Annotated in this window: 28 protein-coding genes; 16 read left to right on the top strand and 12 right to left on the bottom strand. The window is 66.2% G+C overall.

Annotated features, from left to right (window positions below; all coding sequences use genetic code 11):
- Nucleotides 1-23: 23 nt before the first annotated feature.
- Together rpsG and rpsL are read right to left on the bottom strand one after the other, a co-directional pair.
- Nucleotides 24-494, bottom strand: coding sequence for a 30S ribosomal protein S7 (rpsG, locus tag AB1K63_RS01525; protein WP_366958137.1), 471 nt, complete (start codon nucleotides 492-494; stop codon nucleotides 24-26).
- Nucleotides 495-748: 254 nt separating this feature from the next.
- On the bottom strand, nucleotides 749-1,120 hold the full coding sequence (gene rpsL / locus AB1K63_RS01520) for a 30S ribosomal protein S12 (RefSeq protein WP_019831557.1): 372 nt from the start codon (nucleotides 1,118-1,120) through the stop codon (nucleotides 749-751).
- A gap of 610 nt (nucleotides 1,121-1,730) precedes the next feature.
- Here rpsL and AB1K63_RS01515 point away from each other — a divergent pair.
- From AB1K63_RS01515 to AB1K63_RS01500, 4 genes are all read left to right on the top strand, one after another.
- The gene (locus tag AB1K63_RS01515; protein WP_366958136.1) at nucleotides 1,731-2,147 is read left to right on the top strand and encodes a hypothetical protein; all 417 of its coding nucleotides are present in this window, start codon (nucleotides 1,731-1,733) and stop codon (nucleotides 2,145-2,147) included.
- 18 nt (nucleotides 2,148-2,165) lie between these two features.
- Entirely contained in the window at nucleotides 2,166-3,041 is an 876-nt protein-coding gene (locus AB1K63_RS01510) for a TerB family tellurite resistance protein (RefSeq protein ID WP_366958135.1), read from the top strand.
- A gap of 176 nt (nucleotides 3,042-3,217) precedes the next feature.
- A complete protein-coding gene (locus tag AB1K63_RS01505) occupies nucleotides 3,218-3,496 on the top strand; it encodes a hypothetical protein (protein WP_366958134.1) in 279 nt (92 codons plus the stop codon).
- 445 nt (nucleotides 3,497-3,941) lie between these two features.
- Nucleotides 3,942-4,472, top strand: a complete 531-nt coding sequence (locus AB1K63_RS01500) for a hypothetical protein (protein ID WP_366958133.1) — start codon at nucleotides 3,942-3,944, stop codon at nucleotides 4,470-4,472.
- Between the two features lie 9 nt (nucleotides 4,473-4,481).
- Here AB1K63_RS01500 and AB1K63_RS01495 read toward each other — a convergent pair whose 3' ends face one another.
- Genes AB1K63_RS01495 through gntA form a run of 3 tightly spaced genes read right to left on the bottom strand, consistent with a single transcriptional unit; the run spans nucleotide 4,482 to nucleotide 6,100 of the window.
- The gene (locus AB1K63_RS01495; RefSeq protein WP_366958131.1) at nucleotides 4,482-4,748 is read right to left on the bottom strand and encodes a hypothetical protein; all 267 of its coding nucleotides are present in this window, start codon (nucleotides 4,746-4,748) and stop codon (nucleotides 4,482-4,484) included.
- 54 nt (nucleotides 4,749-4,802) lie between these two features.
- Entirely contained in the window at nucleotides 4,803-5,387 is a 585-nt protein-coding gene (locus AB1K63_RS01490; RefSeq protein WP_366958130.1) for an urea carboxylase-associated family protein, read from the bottom strand.
- Nucleotides 5,384-6,100, bottom strand: coding sequence for a guanitoxin biosynthesis heme-dependent pre-guanitoxin N-hydroxylase GntA (gene gntA / locus AB1K63_RS01485; protein WP_366958129.1), 717 nt, complete (start codon nucleotides 6,098-6,100; stop codon nucleotides 5,384-5,386). Before gntA ends, AB1K63_RS01490 begins: the two co-directional genes overlap by 4 nt.
- A gap of 131 nt (nucleotides 6,101-6,231) precedes the next feature.
- On the opposite strand from gntA, the gene AB1K63_RS01480 reads away from it, so the two are divergent.
- Genes AB1K63_RS01480 through AB1K63_RS01470 form a run of 3 tightly spaced genes read left to right on the top strand, consistent with a single transcriptional unit; the run spans nucleotide 6,232 to nucleotide 8,228 of the window.
- The gene (locus AB1K63_RS01480) at nucleotides 6,232-6,495 is read left to right on the top strand and encodes an accessory factor UbiK family protein (RefSeq protein ID WP_366958128.1); all 264 of its coding nucleotides are present in this window, start codon (nucleotides 6,232-6,234) and stop codon (nucleotides 6,493-6,495) included.
- A 30-nt stretch (nucleotides 6,496-6,525) separates the two neighbouring features.
- Entirely contained in the window at nucleotides 6,526-7,128 is a 603-nt protein-coding gene (locus AB1K63_RS01475; RefSeq protein WP_366960625.1) for a recombination protein O N-terminal domain-containing protein, read from the top strand.
- The gene (locus tag AB1K63_RS01470; RefSeq protein ID WP_366958127.1) at nucleotides 7,125-8,228 is read left to right on the top strand and encodes a glycosyltransferase family 2 protein; all 1,104 of its coding nucleotides are present in this window, start codon (nucleotides 7,125-7,127) and stop codon (nucleotides 8,226-8,228) included. The genes AB1K63_RS01475 and AB1K63_RS01470 overlap by 4 nt, the downstream gene beginning before the upstream one ends.
- A gap of 20 nt (nucleotides 8,229-8,248) precedes the next feature.
- On the opposite strand, the gene AB1K63_RS01465 is transcribed toward AB1K63_RS01470, so the two are convergent.
- Together AB1K63_RS01465 and AB1K63_RS01460 are read right to left on the bottom strand one after the other, a co-directional pair.
- Complete coding sequence (locus AB1K63_RS01465) at nucleotides 8,249-9,529, bottom strand: glycosyltransferase family 39 protein (protein ID WP_366958126.1); 1,281 nt, start codon at nucleotides 9,527-9,529, stop codon at nucleotides 8,249-8,251.
- An 81-nt stretch (nucleotides 9,530-9,610) separates the two neighbouring features.
- On the bottom strand, nucleotides 9,611-10,393 hold the full coding sequence (locus AB1K63_RS01460) for a hypothetical protein (protein WP_366958125.1): 783 nt from the start codon (nucleotides 10,391-10,393) through the stop codon (nucleotides 9,611-9,613).
- 137 nt (nucleotides 10,394-10,530) lie between these two features.
- Between AB1K63_RS01460 and AB1K63_RS01455 the strand changes: the two genes are divergently transcribed.
- Nucleotides 10,531-11,736 (top strand): aminotransferase class I/II-fold pyridoxal phosphate-dependent enzyme, encoded by a 1,206-nt coding sequence (locus AB1K63_RS01455; RefSeq protein ID WP_366958124.1) that lies wholly within the window; start codon nucleotides 10,531-10,533, stop codon nucleotides 11,734-11,736.
- On the opposite strand, the gene AB1K63_RS01450 is transcribed toward AB1K63_RS01455, so the two are convergent.
- Nucleotides 11,733-12,140: a DUF6628 family protein gene (locus tag AB1K63_RS01450; RefSeq protein ID WP_366958123.1), complete on the bottom strand. Its 408-nt coding sequence runs from the start codon at nucleotides 12,138-12,140 to the stop codon at nucleotides 11,733-11,735. The genes AB1K63_RS01455 and AB1K63_RS01450 overlap by 4 nt on opposite strands.
- A gap of 106 nt (nucleotides 12,141-12,246) precedes the next feature.
- Nucleotides 12,247-13,923 (bottom strand): hypothetical protein, encoded by a 1,677-nt coding sequence (locus AB1K63_RS01445; protein ID WP_366958122.1) that lies wholly within the window; start codon nucleotides 13,921-13,923, stop codon nucleotides 12,247-12,249.
- 278 nt (nucleotides 13,924-14,201) lie between these two features.
- Here AB1K63_RS01445 and AB1K63_RS01440 point away from each other — a divergent pair, with 278 nt between their 5' ends.
- The 3 genes from AB1K63_RS01440 to AB1K63_RS01430 all read left to right on the top strand — a co-directional run bounded on the left by AB1K63_RS01440 (nucleotide 14,202) and on the right by AB1K63_RS01430 (nucleotide 16,292).
- The gene (locus AB1K63_RS01440; RefSeq protein ID WP_366958121.1) at nucleotides 14,202-14,918 is read left to right on the top strand and encodes a PilZ domain-containing protein; all 717 of its coding nucleotides are present in this window, start codon (nucleotides 14,202-14,204) and stop codon (nucleotides 14,916-14,918) included.
- A gap of 125 nt (nucleotides 14,919-15,043) precedes the next feature.
- Nucleotides 15,044-15,442 carry a Co2+/Mg2+ efflux protein ApaG gene (gene apaG, locus AB1K63_RS01435; protein WP_366958120.1) on the top strand — a complete coding sequence of 133 codons (399 nt, stop codon included), beginning with the start codon at nucleotides 15,044-15,046 and terminating at the stop codon, nucleotides 15,440-15,442.
- A gap of 49 nt (nucleotides 15,443-15,491) precedes the next feature.
- Nucleotides 15,492-16,292 carry a LysR family transcriptional regulator gene (locus tag AB1K63_RS01430; RefSeq protein WP_366958119.1) on the top strand — a complete coding sequence of 267 codons (801 nt, stop codon included), beginning with the start codon at nucleotides 15,492-15,494 and terminating at the stop codon, nucleotides 16,290-16,292.
- Nucleotides 16,293-16,315: 23 nt separating this feature from the next.
- On the opposite strand, the gene AB1K63_RS01425 is transcribed toward AB1K63_RS01430, so the two are convergent.
- Nucleotides 16,316-16,864 carry a TspO/MBR family protein gene (locus AB1K63_RS01425; RefSeq protein WP_366958118.1) on the bottom strand — a complete coding sequence of 183 codons (549 nt, stop codon included), beginning with the start codon at nucleotides 16,862-16,864 and terminating at the stop codon, nucleotides 16,316-16,318.
- A 107-nt stretch (nucleotides 16,865-16,971) separates the two neighbouring features.
- Nucleotides 16,972-17,709, bottom strand: a complete 738-nt coding sequence (locus tag AB1K63_RS01420; protein ID WP_366958117.1) for a TlyA family RNA methyltransferase — start codon at nucleotides 17,707-17,709, stop codon at nucleotides 16,972-16,974.
- Between the two features lie 96 nt (nucleotides 17,710-17,805).
- Here AB1K63_RS01420 and AB1K63_RS01415 point away from each other — a divergent pair, with 96 nt between their 5' ends.
- From AB1K63_RS01415 to AB1K63_RS01405, 3 genes are all read left to right on the top strand, one after another.
- A complete protein-coding gene (locus tag AB1K63_RS01415) occupies nucleotides 17,806-18,315 on the top strand; it encodes a hypothetical protein (RefSeq protein ID WP_366958116.1) in 510 nt (169 codons plus the stop codon).
- A 14-nt stretch (nucleotides 18,316-18,329) separates the two neighbouring features.
- Nucleotides 18,330-18,887: a hypothetical protein gene (locus tag AB1K63_RS01410; RefSeq protein ID WP_366958115.1), complete on the top strand. Its 558-nt coding sequence runs from the start codon at nucleotides 18,330-18,332 to the stop codon at nucleotides 18,885-18,887.
- Nucleotides 18,888-19,345: 458 nt separating this feature from the next.
- A complete protein-coding gene (locus tag AB1K63_RS01405) occupies nucleotides 19,346-20,425 on the top strand; it encodes a branched-chain amino acid aminotransferase (protein ID WP_366958114.1) in 1,080 nt (359 codons plus the stop codon).
- Nucleotides 20,426-20,441: 16 nt separating this feature from the next.
- Here AB1K63_RS01405 and AB1K63_RS01400 read toward each other — a convergent pair whose 3' ends face one another.
- A complete protein-coding gene (locus tag AB1K63_RS01400) occupies nucleotides 20,442-21,344 on the bottom strand; it encodes a LysR family transcriptional regulator (protein ID WP_366958113.1) in 903 nt (300 codons plus the stop codon).
- A gap of 100 nt (nucleotides 21,345-21,444) precedes the next feature.
- Between AB1K63_RS01400 and AB1K63_RS01395 the strand changes: the two genes are divergently transcribed.
- Entirely contained in the window at nucleotides 21,445-22,152 is a 708-nt protein-coding gene (locus AB1K63_RS01395) for a pirin family protein (protein ID WP_366958112.1), read from the top strand.
- A 21-nt stretch (nucleotides 22,153-22,173) separates the two neighbouring features.
- Nucleotides 22,174-22,767 carry an NAD(P)H-dependent oxidoreductase gene (locus AB1K63_RS01390; RefSeq protein WP_366958111.1) on the top strand — a complete coding sequence of 198 codons (594 nt, stop codon included), beginning with the start codon at nucleotides 22,174-22,176 and terminating at the stop codon, nucleotides 22,765-22,767.
- Nucleotides 22,768-22,773 lie beyond the last annotated feature (6 nt).

Below are 22,773 nucleotides of genomic sequence, written 5' to 3'. Positions count from 1 at the left end.
TACGGCGTCCGCGCCCTTCCCGATTACCAGCGGTAGTGGCTGAACGCGCGGTTGGCGTCCGCCATGCGGTGTGCGTCTTCGCGCTTCTTGACCGCGTTGCCGCGATTGTTGGCCGCATCCATCAGCTCGCCCGAGAGACGGGCGGACATGGTGGTTTCGGCCCGGCCGCGCGCGGCGGAGATCAGCCAGCGGATGGCCAGCGCCTGGGCACGCTCGGGGCGAACCTCGACCGGCACCTGGTAGGTGGCACCGCCGACGCGGCGCGAACGCACCTCGACCTGCGGCTTCACGTTGTTCAGCGCATCGTGGAACAGCTGCACCGGATCGGTCTTGGCCTTGGCTTCCACCGTGTCGAGCGCGGTGTAGACGATGCCTTCGGCCACGGCCTTCTTGCCGTCCAGCATGAGGTTGTTCATGAACTTGGACAGGATCTGATCCCCGAACTTGGGATCCGGCAGGATTTCCCGCTTCTCGGGACGACGACGACGTGACATATTTCTAACTCCTTCGGAGTGCGGCGACATCTCCATGTCGCCTTGGCGGCTCCAGCCCTCTCCCCCACCCGGCCACCCAGATCCTACCTTCAGGCAGGGTGTCCGGGTGGGGAAGAGGCCTGGCCCCGCGATGAAACCTCAATTCGGCTCCGGTCTGCTCCCCCACCCTTCTGCCCTTTAGGACAATTTCCGGGTGGAAGGGTGGGGGAGCGGGCCGGTGCCGTAGCTTCAGGCGGACGCCTGAAGCGCTCCAATCATTTGGGACGCTTGGCGCCGTACTTCGAACGGCTCTGCTTGCGGTCCTTCACGCCCTGGGTATCCAGCACGCCGCGCAGCACGTGGTAGCGCACGCCCGGAAGGTCGCGAACGCGGCCGCCGCGGATCAGCACGACGGAGTGCTCCTGCAGGTTGTGGCCTTCGCCCGGAATGTAGGAGATGACTTCGCGCTGGTTGGTCAGGCGGACCTTGGCCACCTTGCGCAGCGCGGAGTTCGGCTTCTTCGGCGTCGTGGTGTAGACGCGGGTGCAGACGCCGCGCTTCTGCGGGTTCTGCTCCATCGCAGGGACCTTGGACTTGGCCTTCTGCGGTTCGCGGCCCTTGCGGACCAGCTGGTTGATCGTCGGCATAGATTCTTTCTCTTCACCTTGTTGTCCGGATGCGAATGCATCCGGGGCGCACCCTCCGGGCGCAAAACCGGTGCCCACTTTTGCATGAGGGGGCGCGGTCCCGGCCTTCGGGCTGGCGGCGTTCGGTCTGATCGGTGGTGCGATCGGGGTTCGTGCGGGCGACGCGCGCGGTGCCGCGGCACCGGAGCGGGTTGTTCGCACGAGCTTCGAAACACTCCACCCATGCAGCCTCGGCCACCGGGTTACTTTGACGGCTGCCCCGGGCGGAAGGTTGCCTCCGCCGCAATAGAAAAGAGCCACGCCGCAAATGCGACTGGCCCCGGGACCGACACGCCAATGTTCAGCTCTATCTGGCCGGAGCGGGTTTCGCACGGATGCGAGTCCAGCACCGGATGGGCGCGCACTTACTGCGCGATGTAGGATCGGTCAAGGGAGTCACTGTGAGGCTGCCAACCGCACTTCATGCTAGGAATGGCAGAAGATAGATCGATATCTGGGATAACCTCATTTTTACTCGAAATCGATTTTTTGCTAAGGACTATTGCTGCACTGTACGGATACAGCTTGGCTACACCGTGTTGGAATTGAGCCTTTAATCGGAGGGATTTGAATGGACGATGGTTCGACGGCCCTAATCGAAGGCCTGCCATCGCGTCGCGAGCTCGGTAATCAACTCGACAATCTGGTCATTCCGGCCGATGCGAAGGTCCTTTTGAACGATTTGCTCGGACTGACAGTGAACGTAGCAGGTCGCGTCGTCGACGTTGGCCGCTCAATCCTCACATTCTTGCTCGATCTGATGAAGAGATATCCGGGCACTGCCTTGGGCGCCTTGGTGGGATTGACCGTTACAATACTTATCGGGTCGATCCCGGTTTTGGGTGTCATCCTCGCTCCCCTTGTGGGACCGTTGCTATCGGCCTTCATGATCACCGCTGGCGCTCTCTCCGATTTGCATCACAGCGCAGTTGAACGGCAAATCACCCTGTATTCGGCCAAGTTGGACGCGGCACTCGAGGCCCGCTGAAAAAGAAAGAACTGTCCCATGATCGATGAAGCGGGTCTCGATCGGGTTGTCGCCGACCCCTTACGTTTCAAGCAAAAGCTGCGGATTGGCGAAGATGCGTTCGCATTGCTTCGCGCCAAGAAGAACCTTTTCGCATTGTACGACACGGCAGGAGCGGCCGGGACTGGCGCAGCGATTGCCGGTTCTTCAGTTGTGGCAGGCAAATTCTTCGCGCCTGCAGGGCTTGCTGCAATGCTGGGTCTGGCGACCGCAAGCACTCCAATCGGCTGGGTTATCGCTGCCGCCGTTGTAGCTGGCGGAGGCTATTACGGTGCGTCTCGTTGGCTTTCGGGGAAAGGCCAAGTGTTCGTGGACACGATACCAAAATACATCAACACTCCCATAGATGTTCTTGGTGCAGCGCTCATTGATTTGCTGGGAGCCCTAGCTTTGCGTGTTGCGGCAATCGACGGAAAAATCGAACCTTCAGAGAAGGCCGCGATCCGCAACCATTTCATAGAAGACTGGGGGTTCGACGCCGATTACGTCACGACCGCACTTGGGACACTCGAACTCCATGCCGACGAGACCCGTATCAAGGATCTGGCCGTCGCAATCGCCCAATTTCAGGCTTCAAATCCCGACTGCAATCCGACCGAAATGCAGGCCGAACTCATGGCTTTTCTTCGCGAAGTTGTCGCCGCAGATGGTGTAATAGACGAAAGAGAAGAATTCGCACTCGAAACGATCCAAAAGACATTTCTTGAAGAGCGGCGCCTGACATTCTCGAAAGTGACGCGAACTGTGCGAAATGTGGCAAGTGGCGGAAGCATCGCCATGAAAAGTTTTGGCCAGTCCGCAAGCAAAAAGGCCTCCGACTCAGTGCAGCTATTTCGAGAAAAGAAGCAATCATAAGCTGTCCTGCAGCATGATCCGCTTTCTTGGACACTTGCGTTGCGCAACTTGATCAACGCCATACACAAACCCGACTCGACCAGATCCGCCCCGGCAGATTATCTCTGCTTGTGCGAGTAGCGCGCAGTCGTCGGGCATCTTCCCGAACCTTAGCCCCGCTCTCGCATTGATCCGTAATGGCCGACGAAACCAAGCTCTACCTGATCTGGCACGATCCCGGGGTCGAGCCGGCGGGACCGCTCGACCTGCATGGCGATGGGCATTCGCTGGCGGAGGGGTTGTGGCTGGTGCGCTCCGCCCTCACCCGCTCGAAGCTCTACCACCGGATCAAGTGGCAACTGCCCGAAGGCACCGCCCTCGCCTGCGCGCCGCTGGCGGACGAGCCGGAAGGCTGGCCCAAGTTCAAGGGCATGGAAGCGGGCGCGCTGGCGTGGTTGCGGGAGGGTTTGGAATGAACAGGTCACGCGTGGGGCGAGAGTTTTTGTTTTGCCCCTGCGGGCGCGGGGCGTCCGCCCCGCTTGCTGCGCCGCGTAAGCGGCGGCGCGCGGTCGCGCTTGCGATCCGCTGGTCGCGGACCGGAGTTGCGCTCACCGGCTTGGCTTGGTCCCGGTTTCCCGGCGCAAGCTCGCGGCCGGGTCGCGGAGCACGGCGCGAAGCGCCGCAAGGGCGACTGCCCGCCCGCAGCGCCGAAGGCGCGAGGATAGCCTGAGGGGCCGGATGGCCCCGCCGGCGCTTGAGGCCAAACCGAAAACGGCGCTTGGCGCCGCAAGGGCGACTGCCCGCCCGCAGGTGCCCGGAGCGAAGCGGAGGATCAGCGCCGAGGACGCTCGCCCGGAGGGGCGAGCGAAAAACAAAAACTTCCTGTCCTACACGCGGCCGTTCTGCAACCTGACCCCGGTCATGCCCGAACCCGGTCCTACCCGCGCCACGCCGCGCCAGGCCACGTCCTCCGTCGCCAATATCGCGCCGGCGCCGGAGGCGGACGATCCGCTGCTGGCCTTCACCCCCTATCGCCACCGGCGGCCGCGCCGCAATTCGATCACGCCCGAGCGCCAGCGCGCCTTCGTCTCGCACCTGGCGCAGACGGGCATCGTGTCGAGCGCGGCGCGCCATATCGGCAAGAGCATGGAAGCGCTGTACAAGCTGCGCGCGCGGCCCGGCGCGGAGGGGTTCGCCGCCGCCTGGGACGAGGCGCTGCGCTGGGGTGCGGACCGGCTGGAGGATTGCGCGCTGGAGCGGGCGCTGGGCGGCGGGTTCGACGACGATCCCGTCAGCGGCTGGGCCGGGCGCGGCAACGGCTTGCTGATCTACCTCCTGCGCCGCCGAACGAGCTGGCGCGTGGACGAGCGCGAGATCGTGCCCGGCCACCCGGTCTACGAACGCATACGGGCCGAAGTGCTGGCCTCCCTCCCCGCTGCCAGGGACGGTTGATGGCGCGGGTCAGGTCCGACTGTCCGGTGCCGACGCCGTGCCATCCGGCCGCAGCAGGTACCGCCACACGCCCCAGGCGTTCACCAGCAGCAGCACCGCGTTCATGATCGCGATCGGGATGGCATCGCTCGTCAGGCCCGAGACGATCCACAGGACCGAGACGAGCACGAACAGCACGAAGCCATATCCGGTGACGCGGCGCCCCACATCGATCGCGATCAGCAGCGCGGCCACGATCGCGCCGATAGACGCGGCCCATTCCAGCGGTCCTTCCATCAGGCGGTCCCTGCCGGTGTCGGGGCACGGCCGCCCTGCGGCCCGCCTGTTACCTCAATCATCGCTCACCTCGTAATCGATCGGCTTGAAACTGCCGCCATTGGAGGCATAGGCGGAACACGCCGTCAGCCCGATGACGAGGTCCATGCGCGCTTCCAGCAGCAAGAAATCGCCCGCGCCGCTGGTCGGCGGATCAACCCGCAGCGTGCCGTCGCGCGCCACCGGCACGTTCATGAACACGTTGAAGGCGGTGGGGATGTTGTCCGGCGCGACGCCGTGCGGGGCCAGCGCCTCCGCCAAATTGCCGAAGCAGCCGCGGTGGACCGGCTTGTCCGGGTAGAAATGGCGGAAGGTGTCCTCGCTGCACGGGGTGAGGAGGAAATCGTGGCGGCCCACGCTGTCCTCCACGATGTCCAGCATGGGGTTCGACCGGTTGCTCCACAGCGTGTTGCCGGTGGTGAGGTGCAGGGTCTCCTCGTAATCGAAGGTGCGCCCGTTGGAGATTACCTCGCGCGTATCGTGCCGCGCGAAGGCGAGCAGGTCGGACACCTGCGTGCCCTCGGGATCGATCACGCGCAGGCGCTGGCCTGCGTTCAGATGGAAGGCGGTGCCGCTGCGCGGCGGGATGCGGGTGGTCATGGCGTCTCCTGTGATGCGGGCGCGCGGCCGGTGAAGGGGCAGCGCCAGTCCTCGCCCACCTGCCGCCCGCTGTACTGGCGCGCCTCGCTCGCCTCGCCGTGGCGGGCCAGCATCGGGTTGGGCGTGCCGGCCAGGTCCGTGTCGCGCGCGATGATGACTTCGCGCATGCGTTCGTAACGGCCCTCGGCGCGCAGCCGTTCGAACTGGTCGTGCAGGTTGAAGACCATGGCCGGGACCTCGAACCGGCGCGCGGGGCGCGAGGCATGGGGGTGGAGGCCGACGACGAAATAGCCCTGCCCGCCGAAGCTGAGGCCGAAATGCGGATCGGCCGGCTGCGCGCTGACGGCGGGGTCGGGCGACTGGCCGAGCCAGACGTCCTTGTCGGTCATGGACTGGAGGCGGTCCCACAGGGCGCGCTCGAACGCCTCCTCGTCCAGCGACCGGCCGGCGCGGAACAGGAAGACGAGCGAACGCAGCCCGTCCTGCTCGTCCCGGTAGCGCCACGACCAGTCGAGCAGGCGGCGATGGATGCGCAAATCGTCCCACGCGCTCTCGATGTCCTGCGCCACCGCGATCTCCAGCGAACCGCGCGCCAGGGCGGACTTCGCCCCCACGCAGGGGAACGCCGTGTCGGAAACGAAGGCGCGAAACCTCTCCGCCAGCGCCTCGTCGGTATTGTCCTGCGTCGCAGGATCGTCGGCAAGTATGTCCATGACCCCAAAAACCGGCGGATTTCCGCATGGTTTCGATAACATATGACGGGCTGCAGGCGCAGTGCGGGCGCGACCACGCTTGTGTCCAAGGCATCTGGACAACCCCCGCCCGCTCCCCCAAATACGCGAGCATGCAAAGCAAGAACCCCGTCATCTCCGACTTCGTGAAGCTCGCCAACAGCGCCGCGGGCACCTTCGCCGGCATGGCCCGCGAAACGCAGGACGCCGCGCGCGAACGGATCAAGGAAGCGATGGGCGGCATGGACTTCGTGTCGCGCGAGGAATTCGACGCGGTGAAGGACATGGCCGCAAAGGCGCGCGAGGAAGCGGAAGCCCTGAAGGAACGCGTCGCCGCGCTGGAGGCGAAGCACGCCGGAGACTCCGGGAAGCCCTGATCTCCCGATGAACGAGGGCCCGGGCTCGTGCTGAACCTGCGTGCGCCCGCCATCGTCCTGGCGACGCGCCAGCATGGGGAGACCGCCGCGATCGCGCGGTTGCTGACGCAGGAATTCGGCATGGTCGCGGGGTATGTCGCGGGCGGGCGCGGGCGGCGGCTGCGCCCGGTCGTCATACCGGGGAACCTCGTCGAGGCGGAACTGCGCGCGAAGTCGGACAGCCAGTTGCCCTTCGCGCGGCTGGAACTGGTGACGAGCCGCGGCCCCTATTTGACCGAACCCCTGCCCGCCGCCGCGATCGGCTGGGCGACCGCGCTGACCGCCACCGTCCTGCCGGAACGCAATCCCTACCCCGCGCTCTACGATGCGCTGGGCGGCCTCCTCGAGGCGATCTGCCACGCGGCCTCCGCCCGGGAGTGGCTGCGCGCCATGCTCGCTTACGAGGCGCTGGTGATGCGCGAGCTCGGCTATGGCGGCAGCCTTCCCCCGAAGGACGAGGACCTGGACGCGCTGCTGGACCGCTTCGCGCGGACCGGGCCGGACATCGCGCGCTATCTCCTTGCCGACCGGCGGGGCGATGTTATGGCCGCGCGCGAGATGCTGCGCGAACGCCTCCTGCGGATGGTCGGATGACACTCGAACTCGCGGTCGTGCTACCGACGCTCGACGAGCGGGACAATCTCGCGCCGCTGATCGCGCGGCTGGACGCGGCGCTGTCCCCTGCGCTGGGGACCGGCGGGTGGGAAGCCATCGTGGTGGACGACGACAGCGGCGACGGCACGGCCGACGAAGCGCGCGCCCTCGCCCTCGCCGATCCGCGCGTGCGGGTCATCCACCGCATCGGCCGCCGCGGCCTCGCCTCCGCCGCGATCGAGGGGATGTGCGCTACCGCCGCGCCGTTCGCGGCGGTCATGGACGCGGATCACCAGCACGATCCGGCCTTGCTGCCGCGCATGCTGGACGCGGTCCGCGGCGGCTCCGCCGACATCGCCGTCGCAAGCCGCTTCGCCAGCGGGGCAAGTGCCGCCGGCCTTGCCAGCGAACGACGCGAGCGTGCCAGCGGGCTTGCCAACCGGCTGGCGCGCAAGCTTCTCGGCGTCGATCTCAGCGATCCGATGAGCGGCTTCTTCCTCCTCGAAAGCTGGCGACTGCGCGCCCTCGCCCCGCGCCTGTCCGGCGTGGGGTTCAAGATCCTGCTCGATATCCTCGCCGTCGCGCCCGAACCGCTGCGCGTCCACGAGGAACCGCTGACCTTCGCACGGCGGCGCAGCGGGACCAGCAAGCTGGACCGCGCGGTGGCGTTCGAATTCCTGATCGGCCTTTACGAACGCAGCCTCGGCCGCTTCATCCCGACGCGCTTCGCCCTGTTCGGCACGGTCGGTGCCGTCGGCGTCGCAGTGCACATGGCGGTGCTGGCGATCGTCCTGCAAGTGGCGGCCTTCGTGGTCGCGCAGAGCGCCGCGGTGTTCGCGGCGATGACGTTCAACTTCTGGCTCAACAACTGGCTGACCTATCGCGACCGGCGGCTGACCGGCCTTGCCGCCCTCCTGCGCGGCTGGCTGGGTTTCTGCGCGACCTGCGCCGTTGGGGCGATTGCCAATGTCGCGGTCGCGACCTTCCTGGTGGCGCAGGGCCTGCACTGGGCCATGGGGGCCATGGCCGGGATCGTCATCGGCGCGGTGTGGAACTACGCGCTGTCGAGCCGCTTCGTCTGGGGCCGCTATCCCGCCTGAACCGGACGGATCCGGCCGCGTCAGCGCCAGCTGTCGGTCCACATCCAGAAGGCGAAGCTGCGCGGCCCTTCCAGTTCGGCCGCGCTCAGGATCGGATAGAACCAGGCGAACATCCCTGCCGACAGCGCGAGAGTGCCCCAGGCCAGCCAGCGCCAGAAACCGCCGAGGTTGCGCAGATCGTCCAGCAGCAGCGCGAGCGCGCCGAGCAGGAAGCAGCTCGGCAGGAGGTAGTGATAATAGAACTGGATCGGCTTGTTCACGACCGCCCACATGCCGACGGAAACGAGGTACATGACGACCAGCGCCAGCGCGTCCCACCGGCGGTGCATGATCCCCGACCAGGCGGCCCAGGCCAGCGCGGGCAGGCCCAGCAGCATGGTCGCCGGATTCCCGATCAGCATGATGCCGCGCTGCGCGCCGTCGATCGGTTCGTAGAGATACCAGATCGCCCGCCAGTTCGCGACCCATTGCGGCCAGTTGCTCTGGTAGGGGTGCGGCTGCGTCACCGAAGCCTGCAGGTCCAGCACTTCGCGGTGATAGGCCACGAACCCGCCCGGCTCCAGCGGCTGGAACGGGGCGAGATAGGCCGGCCAGAAGGTCAGCCAGTAGACGAACAGCGGCAATGCCCCCAAGAGCAGCGCCGCTTCCAGCAGAGATATTCCCGGCACCGGCGATCCGCGCCGGCTGGTGAACAGCCGCCGCCGTCCGGCCATCAGCCGCCCTGCGAAAAAGCCGATCCCGGGAAGCGCCGCCAGCAGCAGCACGTTCCACTTGCTGCCCATGGCGAGGCCCAGCGCGATGCCGGCAATGGCCAGCCGCCAGCGCCCCGTTTCGGGCTGGTGGATGGCCGCGGCGCATTGCCACAAGGCGACGGCGAAGAACGCGACCATGAAGATGTCCAGCATGGCGATGCGCGCGTGGACGAACAGGTGGAAGCCGGTCGCAAGCAGGATGCCGAAGGCGATGGAGGCGAAGGCGGATCCGCGGGCATGCCACATCGCGCGGGTCCCGGCGAACACGGCCAGCGTGCCGAACAGGACCGGCATGATCCGCCAGCCCCATGCATTGTCGCCGAAGATCGCCATGCCGAGCGCCAGCAACTGCTTGCCCAGCATCGGATGCTCGCGGTTCTTCCACATCCATTCGCCGAACATCTCGCGCGCGGCCGGGAGGTAATGGACCTCGTCGAAATAGGGGGTCGAAGGGATATTTAGCCGGACGAGGCAGAAACCGAGAAAGACCAGCGAAACGAGCGCCGTAACCCCGCGCGGATCGTCCGGATTGATGGGCGCGGTCTGCATCGCCCCGCTGCTAGAGTGGGCGGACCGGGGCTTCAAGGGGCCAGAAGGCCGAACGGCCCGGGTGCGACCTCCGACGAGCGATCACCGGCGCGTGAACGGCTGCGCGCAAGGCGGCCTGCCGTCGGGAGAACCGACCGATGCGCTCATCAGCACCAGCGTATCGCCGTCCAGTTCCGCCTTCCCGCTGCCGAGGTTGCCGGGCACGTTGTTGCCGCCCTTCGGCTCCAGGACCAGGGCGCCGGTTGCCGGGTCGTACGAATAGCTGCCCCAGTAGTCCTTGTACCGTTCGAAAGGGAGCCAGGTGGCGCTGAAGCCGCCGGCGGCATCGAACATCAGTTCGCGCATCGCCTGTGCATCGCCGCACGCCGCCGGGTCCTGGCGCCAGGTGCCGACCAGCGGGAACGCCGCCGGATCGTATAGCTGCACCGCCGTGCCCGAAAGCTCCTGATCCTGCAGCTTGCCTGCAATGACGAATGTGGTTCCGACATCCGCCTCGTCATCCGGTTCCAGGTAGAGCCGGCCCTCGTCCCATACGAAGCGCGCAGTGGCAGGCTCAATCGACAGATCGCGCAGGCAACCCGCCTTCGCGTCGAACCACAGATGCGAGCCGACGACCCAGGTCGGCCTGATCTCTATCCGACCGCCCTTCGCTACCGATGCGGCATCGAACCACAGGATCGGCCGGGCGGGTTGCGGCGGGGTGCATTCTGCCAGCGGGATAGCTTCGAAACCCGGCGGCATGCCGGAGAGCCCGGCTCCGGCCGGGCCTGCCGCCTGCGCGGACTGCACGGGCCGGCCGGCGCCGCACCCGGCAAGTGTGGCGATCGCGGCGGACGCCGCAAGAAGTCCGATGATCTGTCGCATGTCCGGAAACTCTCCCCGTCCCTGTGCCGCGCCCCTGCAACAGATTGCCGCGCACGGGCGCGGGTGGCAATGGGCCGGCGCGCGCGCCAAGGCTTCGCTTGTCTCGCCACGCGCGCCCGGTAAAAGCGCGAGTGACCATGAAGAAGACCACAGGAACAGATCGCTCCGTCACTCAATCGTGGCGCCCTGCCACCCGCGCCATCCGCGGCGGCACCTGGCGCAGCGAGCACGGAGAGACCAGCGAAGCGCTGTTCCTCACCAGCGGCTATACCTATGACGACGCGGCCACGGTCGCGGCGCGTTTCGCGGGCGACCAGCCCGGCATGACCTATTCCCGGCTGCAGAACCCGACCGTCGCCATGCTGGAAGAGCGGATCGCCCTCATGGAAGGGGCCGAAGCCTGCCGCGCGCAGGCGAGCGGGATGGCCGCGATGACCGCGGCGCTGCTGAGCCAGCTTTCGACGGGCGACCATTGCGTGGCCGCGCGCGCGGCGTTCGGATCGTGCCGCTGGCTGGTCGATCACCTGCTGCCGCGTTTCGGGATCGAGACGACCGTGATCGACAGCGCCGTGAACGAGGAATGGGAACGCGCGATCCGGCCGAACACCAGGGTCTTCTTCTTCGAGACGCCGGCCAATCCGACACTCGACATCGTGGACCTCTCCTTCGTCTGCGGATTGGCGAAGTCGCACGGCATCGTGACCGTGGTGGACAACGCGTTCGCGACCAGCGCCTTGCAGCGGCCGATGGAGTTCGGCGCGGACGTCGTCGCCTACAGTGCGACCAAGCTGATGGACGGACAGGGCCGCGTGCTGGCCGGTGCCGTGTGCGGCAGCGAGGAATGGATCGACGAAGTCCTGCTCCCCTTCCAGCGCAATACCGGGCCCAATTGCGCGCCCTTCAACGCCTGGGTCGTGCTCAAGGGGCTGGAGACGCTGGGCCTGCGGGCGCGGCAGCAGAGCGAGAATGCGCTCGCGCTGGGCAAGTTCATCGAGGGGCGCGTGCCGCGCATGCTGCATCCCGGGCTGGAAAGCCATCCGCAGCACGCGCTGGCGGCAAAGCAGATGGATGCGTTCGGGCCGATCTTCAGCTTCGAGGTCGACGGGCGCGAGCGGGCGCACGCGATCCTGGATGCGCTGGAGCTGGTCGATATCTCCAACAATATCGGCGACGCGCGCAGCCTGATGTGCCACCCCGCCAGCACTACCCATGCCGCGATGGGCGAGGAGGCGCGCGCCGAAATGGGCGTGAGCGAAGGCCTGCTGCGCATCAATGTCGGGCTGGAGGATATCGAGGACCTGAAAGAAGACCTCGACCGCGCGTTGGGCGCAGCGGGCCTCTAGCCCGCGCGGCGGGAGGCGCAGGCGGCGAGTTCCATCTGGAGCGCCTGCGCCGTCGGCAACACCCGGTCGATCGCGCCGCCATCGGTCAGCGCACTGAAGGACGCGGCGCAGCCCAGCTCGATCGTCTCCATCATCAGGGCCTCGTCGCGCGTCATGCGCGGCGCGCAGCACGGCGCGATCCGGATATTGCGGCAAGATGCCGTGGCGAGTTCGTGCAGGTAGCAGCGCATCAGCGTCAGCGGCTTGCGGAAATCCGCGCCAAACGTGTCGATCGCGAGCATCGTCGCACGCGCGTCGCGCAGGCCGTGCGCGGCCATCCGGCGTAGCATGACGAGCGTCGGGCGCAGGACGCGATCGTTCGGCAGGGCATAAGGCAGGGCGCAGGGCTGGCTGGGTTGGGACATTCTCGACTCCTTCCCCACCTGCATATGCTTGTTGCACATCACTCGCAATAGCAGGTTGTGGGAAAGAGGCGGTGCTCCGGATTTGCGCCTGCTCAATGCCACTCCGTCAGGTACCAGCCTCGAGTTCGCGCAAGATGCGATTGCGGGCGCGATCGTCCCACACGAACAGGGCCAGCGACCGGTCGAGTTCCGCGCGCGACCCGCGAACCGAGGCGGGGTTCGCTAGCGCTTCCCTCAGTTCAGCAACGACCTCCTCCAGCTGGTTGCCCGACGCGGCCGGTTCCCGCTTCGAGATCGCTTCCATCGCAAGCGCGCGGTCGCTCGACGAAAGGGAGGCCAGCACCAGATAGAGATGCATGAGGGGATCGGGTGCCGGATTTTCACGGACGAGCCGGCGCAGGTTCTCGTGGTTGTCGCCCTCCACCTCCTGCCCGTTTTTGCGACAGCTCGCGATTTCGACTTCGGTAGCCGCTTCCAGCGCCGGATAGGTCGTGCCCCGGCGCAGGGCGCGGTCGATCAGGACATTGGCGCCGTCGCAATTGCCTTCCGCGACATTGACCTTGGCAGCCACGTAATTGGCGAAGGCGTTGTACGGATCGACCCGCAAGGCCTCCTCGATATGCGACCAGGGTTCCTGCGACCGGTCCGGAGCAATGCCCTGCGCGATCAGTCCCTGATAGCCCGAGAACGCCTTGCGCGCGTGCCAGTACGCGGCAAATCGGTCCTGCGGATACGCCGCGAGGCAATCGTCGATCGAATCCCCCGTCGCCGCGCCGGTCGATCGACGCGACTCGATCACCAGGAAGCATTCGAACGCGGACCGGGGCGCTCCTGTGATGAACTGCGATTCGGTCTTGGCGATCACTCCGCCGGGCGAGACCATCGGCACCAGGTTGGCCGAGATGCCTCGGAGGAACGCCGCCCGGTCCCCCTCGAACGGCACCGACGCGGTGTAGAGAGTTTCGGAATTGTTCCCCAGCAGGGTGAGATTGGCCTCGGGTAACTCGACACCCAAACCCATGTCGATCACCACCCGGTAATCGGCGTTGTCTGTCCCGCGGTTGCCCGAAAGATAGGACACGAACGAATCCTCCAGCTGCAGGCGCGCGGAACGCAGCACCGCAGCGGTCAGCGGCTCGGCGTCGAAACCTGCCTCCTCCCGCACTTCGAGTGCGACTTGCGGGACCTGCCGCCCTTCGCGATTCGTCGGGGACGAGCGCAGGAACAGGGCCGCAACGATCGCTCCGACCAGCAGCGTCGCAAGGATCCCGGCGATTGCCATGCCGACGGCGCCTCCGGGGAAGCCTCGCCCGGCACGGACCGGCGAGGCTGCGATGGCGGGCTCGGTACCGGCAATGGCGGACGCTTCGCCCGCAGCCTCACTTCCGACCGGAGTTCCGTCCCGGTTGACCTTGCGCCGGTCGGGATAGGCCTTCTCGCGCGAAGCGAGTTTCAGATTGTACGTTCCGGACGGAAGGAACACGCACTGTTCGCCATGCGGCTCGTTACGCGCGTAGTAATTGGCCAGGTTCGCCCGCAACCGCGACACCTGGACACGCGGGTAGCTGTCGTTCTGGATATCGTAGTCTTCGCTCTTGCCGAGGCCTTCGGTGGCAATCTCGTACTGGCCGAGCGACTGGCGGCCCTGCAATTCGCAATCGCGAAGAAAGCTCAGGAGACGCGCCTGGATCGGGGACCGGGCGAAAACCGGGTCCTCCAGGATGCGATCGACCTCCTGACCTAGGTATATTTCGCGACTTGCTGGTTCATTTTCATTCTGCATGCGACCGCCGATTTCGTAAATTTTTGTTTACCTTACGGTGTTGGCGACGCCCATCCTATCGGTAATCATCCGTATTTGACAGGCGTAACGTTACGTTGCGTTACATTTACGGTGTAAGACTTTTATTAACCCTGATCCCCGGCCAGAAAGGGGGTGTCGAGAGCGCCACTTCACGTCGCCTTGACCCTTGCGATCCACCCCGTTCCGCCCCCAGCCATCGATTGGTCCCGATGGAACGCGGAACGGGGGGATTAAAAAAATAACAGGGAGCGCGAGAAATGCACCTACCCAGGGGGAGCCTGCCATCGGGCATCGACGATGGTTCCGCGGTCACGCCGCACCTGTCCGCTCCGACGAGCGCACCACATTCCCGAGACGAAGAAACGCGCACGCCGCTTGGCGATGCGCCTACGCATGCCGAAATCGTCGAATGCCGCCGCGCGGCCGACCGGCATCTCACTTTCCTGCGCCCCTGCTGCATCACGCTGGCCCACGGGGCCTATCTCGCGCTCGTGCGCAATCTTTCCCCCGTCGGTGCGCAGATCGAGACCGACCAAGATCTTCGCGTCGGTGAGACGCTCGAATATTTCTGGGACGGCATCGAACCGATCGAAGCCCGCGTCGTCTGGCAGGACGGCCGCCGTGTCGGGGTGGAGAACCTTGCCGAAGCGGACCCGAAGATCTTCGCCCGTCCCGACCGCTCTGCCCGCATCCCGTGCGAACGCAATGCGCAGATCTGGGTCGAGGGAAACCGGTTCCAGGCCGTCGTCCTCAACATCTCGCTGCGCGGACTGATGGCATACGGCCTGCCCGAATTCGCCCCGGGCACGCTCGCCACGATCTGCCTCGGCCGCCGTTCCTTCGAACAGACGCGGTTGCGCTGGGTTGCTCATGGATCGGCCGGTTTCCAGTTCGCCGAGCCGCTGGGCGCAAACCTGCTGATGGAATTGCTGCGCGAGAACGACTGCGATCCGAAAGACCGGATGGTCGCCTGACCATCCACCGGGGCGGTGCCTCCCCCCTTCCCCCGCACCGCCCCGCACTTTCGGTCGTCCGGTTGCGCACTCTCCGGCCCGAACGGCCTTGCGAACCAGGAGCGGGTCGCTACCTTGCTGGCGAAATGATCCAGCTATTTGACCATGCCGCCACGTCCCACGACATCACTGTCCGCGTGGCAGTCAATTTCCTTCCCGAACAGTCCCTCCCGGCGGCGGGGAAGTGGTTCTGGGTCTACCACATAAGGATCGAGAACGGCTCGGACGAGACCGTGCAACTGCTGACCCGGCACTGGCGCATCACCGATGCGCGCGGGATGGTGAACCATGTCGACGGCGAAGGCGTCGTCGGTGAACAGCCGGTCCTCGCACCCGGGCAGAGCCATGATTACGTGTCGGGCTGTCCGCTGATTACGCCGCACGGATCGATGGAAGGCTTCTACACCTTCGCCCGGCAGGCCGGGGAGCCGATCGAGGTGCGCATCCCCTTCTTCCCCTTGGCCGCGCCCGCGCCCGCGAACTGACGGTCCGCATCTTGAGCGCACGCTGCCCTCGCCTTAAGTCGCGCTCACGATGAAGCGAACCCACCTGCCCCTCAATGCGCTGCGCGTCTTCGATGCCGCCGCACGGCACCTGTCGTTCACGCGGGCGGCGGACGAGCTTGCCGTGACCCCGGCCGCGGTGGGTCAGCAGATCAGGGCGCTGGAAGACCATCTGGGCACCGTCCTGTTCCGCCGTACCAGCCGCGGGCTCGAACTGACCGGCGAAGGGGCCGCCGGCCTGGACGCCCTTCGCGAGGGATTCCTCAAGTTCGAGGAAAGCGTACAGGCGATGCAGGCCGGACAGGCGAGCGACCGGTACACGATTGCCGCCCCGCGCGAGTTCTACGCGCAGTGGCTGGCCCCCCGCCTCGCGGATTTCCGCAAGGAAAACCCTACGATCCAGATCCACGTGGTCGAAGACGAGTATGCCGACTTCACCGAAGCGAACCTGGATTTCGCGATCCGCCTTGTCGACGGACCCGGCGATCTGGAAGGGGTGGCTCTGGGCGAAGCACGCAAGGTAATCGTCGCGCGGCACGACGCGCCGGACGACTGGATCGGCTGGACGGCGGCCAATCTTCCGGACGATGTGCGCCCGGCCATCGAGGTCGCGACGGCAGGTCAGGCGCTCAGTTCGGCCATGGCGGGGCTCGGCCGCACGGTACTGCCGCTGATGCTCGCGGAATCGGCGCTGGCGAAAAACGAACTCGCGGCCGTCGAAGGCCCGATGGATGCGCGCCGCGCTTACTGGCTGCTTGCACCGCTGCCGCAGTGGCGCCAGAAAAAGGTCAGGGCACTCGCCGACTGGCTGACGCGCGCCGACGAAACCTGATTTCCGGCGCCTGATTCCCGGCGTCAGATTTCCACACTCTGGATCGGACCGGTCGGGTCTACCCCGTCGGTCTCCGGATTAAGCTGCAGGAACTGGTAGTTGAGGACCGACGCGAACAGCACCCAGGCCAGATAGGGCAGCAAAAGCACACCCGCGAGCGTCCTGATCCGCCAGAACGCGACGATCGTCAGTGCGAGAAGCACGGCAAGGATACCGATCACGATCAGTCCGCCGGTGATCTGGTAGGCACCGAAGAAGATCGGCGTCCAGGCCAGGTTGACCGCGAACTGGACGAGGAACAGGACGATCGCCGCCGTTCGCCCCTTCGCCCCCCAGGCGCTGCAGACGAGCGCTAAGGCGAGGCCCATCATGGCGTAGAGGATCGACCAGACGACGCCGAACACATAGCCGGGCGGGAAAATATCGGGCTTTTCCAGCTGTTCGAACCACAGCGTGTCGGCGCTACCAAGCTGGCCGGACAAATAGCCCAGCAGGACGCAGGCCGGGACGGTGAGCAGGGCCCACCGGACAAAACTCGCTCGCAACTGCGCCTTGGACGCCAGTGTGGTCATTCACGCTCCGGGTCGAATCGTCTTGACACCTTCTTGGCCTGTCGCGCGGGGGACGGCAATGCCGCGCGCGCGGATCGCCGCTTCCCCGCGGCATCCGGTCCCTTTGCCTAAAGCCTTTGGGCGGCGATCAGGAATTCGACATTGCCTTCCGGGCCGGTGATGGGGCTGGTCTCGATACCCTGCGCGGTCCAGCCCTCCCCTTCCAGCCACGCCCGGACCTGGTCGCAGACGCGCGAATGAAGCGTCCGATCGCGCACGACACCACCCTTGCCGACTTCCTCGCGGCGCACTTCGAACTGCGGCTTGATCAGCGCGACGAGCTGGCACGGCGTCTCCGCCAGCTCCAGGGGCATCTCGAGCACCTTGGCGAGCGAAATGAAGGAGGCGTCGCATACCACCCAGCCGTAAGGTCGGCCGATCATCTCGCGTGTCAGGATGCGGGCGCTGGTCTGTTCCATAACCGTGACGCGCGGGTCCTGCCGCAGCTTCCACGCGAGCTGGTTGGTCCCGCTGTCGACCGCGATGACATGCGATGCGCCGCGGGTCAGGAGCACGTCGGTGAAGCCGCCGGTGGAACTGCCGACGTCCATCGCGACCTCCCCGGCCGGGTCCAGCCCGAAATGGTCCAGTGCATGGGCCAGCTTGATGCCGCCGCGGCTGACCCAGGGATGGTCGCGCCCGCGTACCTCCAGCGGCGCGTCCTCCGCGATCTGCTGGCCGGCCTTGGCGAGCTTGGTTTCGCCCGAAAAGACGAGGCCGGCCATGATCAGAGCTTGTGCGCGGGTGCGGCTTTCGGCGAGGTCGCGCTGGACGAGCAGTTGATCGAGACGGAGCTTGCGTGGCATATCGGTGTGGTTAGAGCGCTGCTGCATCCAGCGCAAAACATCCAGCACGAGGAACGAGTGGAAACCATGCGTCGCGCCCCTTTCATTGCCCTAGCGTTGCCCGTCGCCCTCGCCGCCTGCGGCGGTCCCGCGGAAGAACCGGAGCAGCAGGCCGCCGCTGCGGCGCCGGAGCCGGTCCTCACATCCAATGCCGCCCCCACGGCCGTGCCATCCGGCAAGACTCTGGCCGAAGGCGACTGGCAGACGACCGAGGACGGCAATGGCGCACGCGCCGTGTTCGCATCGCACGAGGGCGAACCGATCCTGACCGTCGCATGCACGCGCGCGAACCGGACCCTGACCGTGGAGCGCGCAGGCCAGCTTCAGCCGGGCGGGCAGTACTCGATCATGGCCGGCCAACCGCGCGAGCGTTTCATGCTGCCGATGCGCCAGACCCCGTCCGCGCAACCCGCCTTCGCTTCCACCGTCAATCCGCAGCAACCGATCCTGGGCGCCATGGCCATGCAGGGGAGCACTTTCACCTTCCACGGTCCCGGCACGCAGGAAATCGAAATTCCCGGCTCCTCCGGGATCATGCGGGTCGTCAATGCGTGTCTCTATACATGACAGGACCTTCGCCCATGCTTCGCCCCCTCGCTCTCGCCGCGCCCGTGTTCCTGGCCGGCTGCATTCCTTCCGCCGCGCCGCCTCCGGTCGCCACGCCCGCGCCGACGCCTGCCGCCACGCCCGCCCCGGTGCGAACGCAGGCCCCGGTTGCCCTGCCGCCGCGTGTCGACAACTGGATCGACGCGCCGCAGACCCGCGGTGACTGGCGTTACAATGCGAAGCCCGCGGGAGGCGGGACGGCGTTCTTCGGCAACACTGCGACAGACGTGCTGTTCACCGTCGATTGCGATCGGCGCGCGGGCCAGGCGCCGGTCCTGCGCCTGCTCCGGCAGGGACAATCGACCGGTCCGCGCCAGATGCGCATCCGGACAGAAACGATGGACCGCGCACTGACCGTGCGGCCCGACGGCGCGTTCGTGTCCTCGCTCGTCGCGGTCGTACCGGCGGGCGATCCTTTGCTGGACGCGATGGCTCTGACGAGAGGCCGGTTCGCCGTGGAAGTGGAAGGGTTGCCCCCGCTCTACCTGCCAGCCTGGGCCGAGGTGAGCCGGGCGATCGAGGATTGCCGCTGAATTTCGGCGCCCCGCGCGACGGGGTCAGGGTCCCGGATATGTGAAAGGCAGCTCCACGCCCGTAGGTGGAACTGCCTTTCGCATGGTCAGCGGCCAGGAAGTGCCGCTCACGAAGCCTCTAAGGGTATGCTGTGTTACCGATAGTGCCTCGCGCGGAAACTTGCCGACCTCTCTGCTGAACCATGAGACATCGGATCACCTCCTTTCGCGCTAATGAGCCAAGACCCGCACCGTTTCACCGGGGGCCGAGAACCGCCTGTTGCCGCTGCCCTCACCCCCTTTGTGAGTCATCCGAATCCCCAACACAAGTCTTGAAATAACTTTTTCACAGATCATACTTGTCGCTTGCCTCCCGAACATGGACCTGGCGGGCAATTTTCCATCCCTCGCCGCCGCCCCCCGCGCCATGCGCCGGGTTGCGCCTTGCCCTCGCAGCGGCGCGCGATTACCCAGCCGCCATGGAATTCACGCACAAACCCCATCCCGCACCCGTTCCGGGAGAGACCCGCGCGCAAGCGATCGCCGATCCGGGTTTCGGCACGGTCTTCACCGATCACATGGTCCGGATCGATTATGACGAGGACCAGGGCGGCTGGCATTCACCCACGCTTTGCCCGCGCGAGCCGATCGCGCTCGATCCGGCCGCGGCGGTGCTGCATTACGCGCAGGAAATCTTCGAAGGGATGAAGGCCTACCGGCACCCGGACGGCAGGCTCGCCCTGTTCCGGCCGGATGCGAATGCCGCGCGTTTCAACCAGTCGGCCGAGCGCATGGCGATGCCGCATCTGCCAGAGGACCTGTTCATCGACAGCCTGCGGCACCTGCTGGATGCCGACGGCGACTGGTTCCCCACGGCGGAAGGCGGATCGCTGTACCTGCGGCCCTTCATGTTCGCGACCGAGGCGTTCCTGGGCGTGCGGCCTGCGCGCAAATACACCTACCTGCTGATCGCCAGCCCGGTCGGCGGATACTTCAAGGGCGGCAGCCGCGCGGTGAAGATCTGGGCCAGCCGCAACTACACCCGCGCCGCGCCGGGCGGCACGGGCGCGGCCAAGACCGGCGGCAACTACGCCGCCAGCCTCGTGCCGCAGGCCGAAGGCATCGAGAACGGCTGCGACCAGGTGGTTTTCCTGGATGCGGTCGAGAAGAAGTGGGTCGAGGAACTGGGCGGCATGAACCTGTTCTTCGCGTTCGAGGACGGCAGCGTGATCACGCCGCCGCTGACGGGCACGATCCTGCCGGGCATCACGCGCGACAGCCTGATCCAACTGATGCGCGAGGAAGGGTTGCAGGTCCGCGAGGAACCCTACAGCATCGACCAGTGGCGCGCGGATGCGACCACCGGCGCGCTGCTGGAAACGATGGCTTGCGGAACGGCGGCGGTCGTGACGGCAGTCGGCACGGTGGCGGGTCCGGACGGGGAATTCGCCATCGGTTCGGGCGGGGAAGGCCAGCTGACCACGAAGCTGCGCAACAGGCTGACCGGTATCCAGCGCGGCACTGAACCCGATCCGCATGGCTGGGTCATGAAGCTCTGATGGGCCCGTCCCTGCGTCAGCGGGGACATTCGGCAAGGCGCTCGCGCAGGGCGTCGATCAGCCAGCTGGTCGCCGGGCCGGGCCGCGTATCTCTGCGCCAGAGCGCGCTCAGCCGGTAGGATACGCCGGGCTTTTCCGGCAGGTCGAGTTCGACGAGTGCCCCCGATGCGAGGTCCGCCAGGATCATCGGGCGCGGCATATTGCCCCATCCCAGCCCTTCCTTCAGCAGCGCATGCTTGGCCGCGAGATCGCCGAGCCGCCAGGTCCGCGCGCTCATCACGGAAAACTCCCGCCCGCGTGTGAGCTGGGACCGGTCCGCCAAAACCAGCTGCAAGTGATCGCGCCCCGCACCAGGGCGGTTGGTTCCTTTGGCGAGGGGATGGTCCGGCGCGGCGACGGGGACCAGATCTATCGCACCGATATCCTGCCGCTCCAGCTCCGGATGATCGGCAATGACCGGACCGCCGACGCCCACGATGGACGATCGCTCGATCAGGCAGGCGGCCACTGCGCCCAGCCCTTCGACCTGCAGGCGGAGCGAAACGGTCGGGTACCGCTCCCGGAAGGCGCCGAGAACGGACGCGGTCACATCGCCCGGAACCATGACATCGACGACCAGCGATACGTCGCTTTCGATCCCGGCATGGAGGCTGCGCGTCTTGGCGAGCAGCATGTCGGCCCGGTCCGTGACCGCCCGCGCTTCCGCCAGCAGGCCGCGCCCGGCATCGGAAAGGACCGGCTTTCGCGAACCCTCCCGTTCGAAAAGTGTGAGGCCGAGCTGGGCTTCCAGTTGCGCGATGCCGTAGCTGATGGCGGACACGGCCCGCCCCATCCGGCGCGCGGCTCCGCCGAAACTGCCCGCTTCCTCGACGGCGAGGAAGATGCGCAGCTGGTCGAGCGTCGGCTCGCCGAGCTTCATTGTTCCAATTTTCCGAACATCACGGATGATTTTATCCGACTTTTCCATCCAGCACGCAAGCCCCAGATAGGTCGGGAAAGCACGAACGAGGAGATATCCCGTGATCGAACTCAGACCTTTCGCAAGCCTCGGCGCGGCCAATCATGGCTGGCTCGACGCGCATCACCATTTCAGCTTCGCCAGTTACCACGATCCGGAACGGGTGCACTGGGGCGCGCTGCGCGTCTGGAACGACGATACCATCGCGCCCAATAGCGGCTTCCCGCCCCACCCGCACAACGACATGGAAATCATCACCTATGTCCGCAAAGGCGCCATCACCCATCGCGACAGCATGGGCAATGAAGGCCGCACCGAAGCGGGCGACGTGCAGGTGATGAGCGCCGGCAAGGGCGTGCAGCATTCCGAGTGGAACGCCGAAGACGAGGAAACCACGCTGTTCCAGCTGTGGATCATCCCGGACGAGCGCGGCGGCGAGCCGAGCTGGGGCGCGCGCAAGTTCCCCAAGGATGCCCGCAGCGGCCAGTTCGTACCGCTTGCCAGCGGTTCGGCCACCGATGGCGACGACGGCGCACTGCCGATCAGGACGGATGCCGAAGTCCTCGGCGCGACGCTGAAGGCAGGCCAGAGCGTGACCTATCGCCCGCGCGCCGCTTCGCGGCACCTCTATCTCGTCCCCGCCACCGGCAAGGTCCGCGTGGATGACGTGGAAGCCGGCGCGCGCGACGGTGTCGCCATCACCGGACAGGACAGCTTCACCGTGACCGCACTCGAGGACAGCGAACTCGTCCTCGTCGACGCGGCCTGATCTTTAAGAAGGAACAACGACATGACGAACATTCTTCACATCAAGGCCAGCATCCGCGGCAATGAATCGGTGTCGAACGATCTCGGCAACCGGATCCTCGAAACGCTGCGAAAGGAAGGCGAGACTGCGGTCGTGACACGCGATCTGTCGGCAAACGACCTGCCCTTCATCGACCAAAACCGGTTTGCCGCGAACCTTGCGCCCTATGCGGAGCGTGACGATGCGCAGCACGATCTGGCTAAGATCGCGGATACGCTGATCGAGGAACTGCAGGCGGCGGACGTGATCGTCTTCAGCACGCCGATCTACAATTTCACGATGCCCTCGACCGTCAAGGCGTGGGCGGACCTGGTGGCGCGGGCCGGCACCACTTTCCGTTACACGGCGAACGGGCCCGAAGGCCTCCTGACGGGCAAGAAGGCCTACCTCGCCATCGCGAGCGGCGGCACCCCGGTGGAAGGCGCGGTCGACTTCATGACGCCCTGGCTCAAGTTCTTCCTCGGCTTTCTCGGCATTACCGATGTCGTATACGTCGCCGCCGACGGGATCATGGGCGAAGGCGGGGAGCTGAAGATTGAGGATGCGCGCGAGGAAGCCCTCCGCCTCGCCGCCTGATCGGAC

This window comes from Qipengyuania sp. JC766, from assembly GCF_040717445.1.
GTDB lineage: Bacteria > Pseudomonadota > Alphaproteobacteria > Sphingomonadales > Sphingomonadaceae > JC766.
The sequence above is the reverse complement of the archived record's forward strand: the minus strand, read 5'-3'. Positions and strand labels throughout refer to the sequence as shown.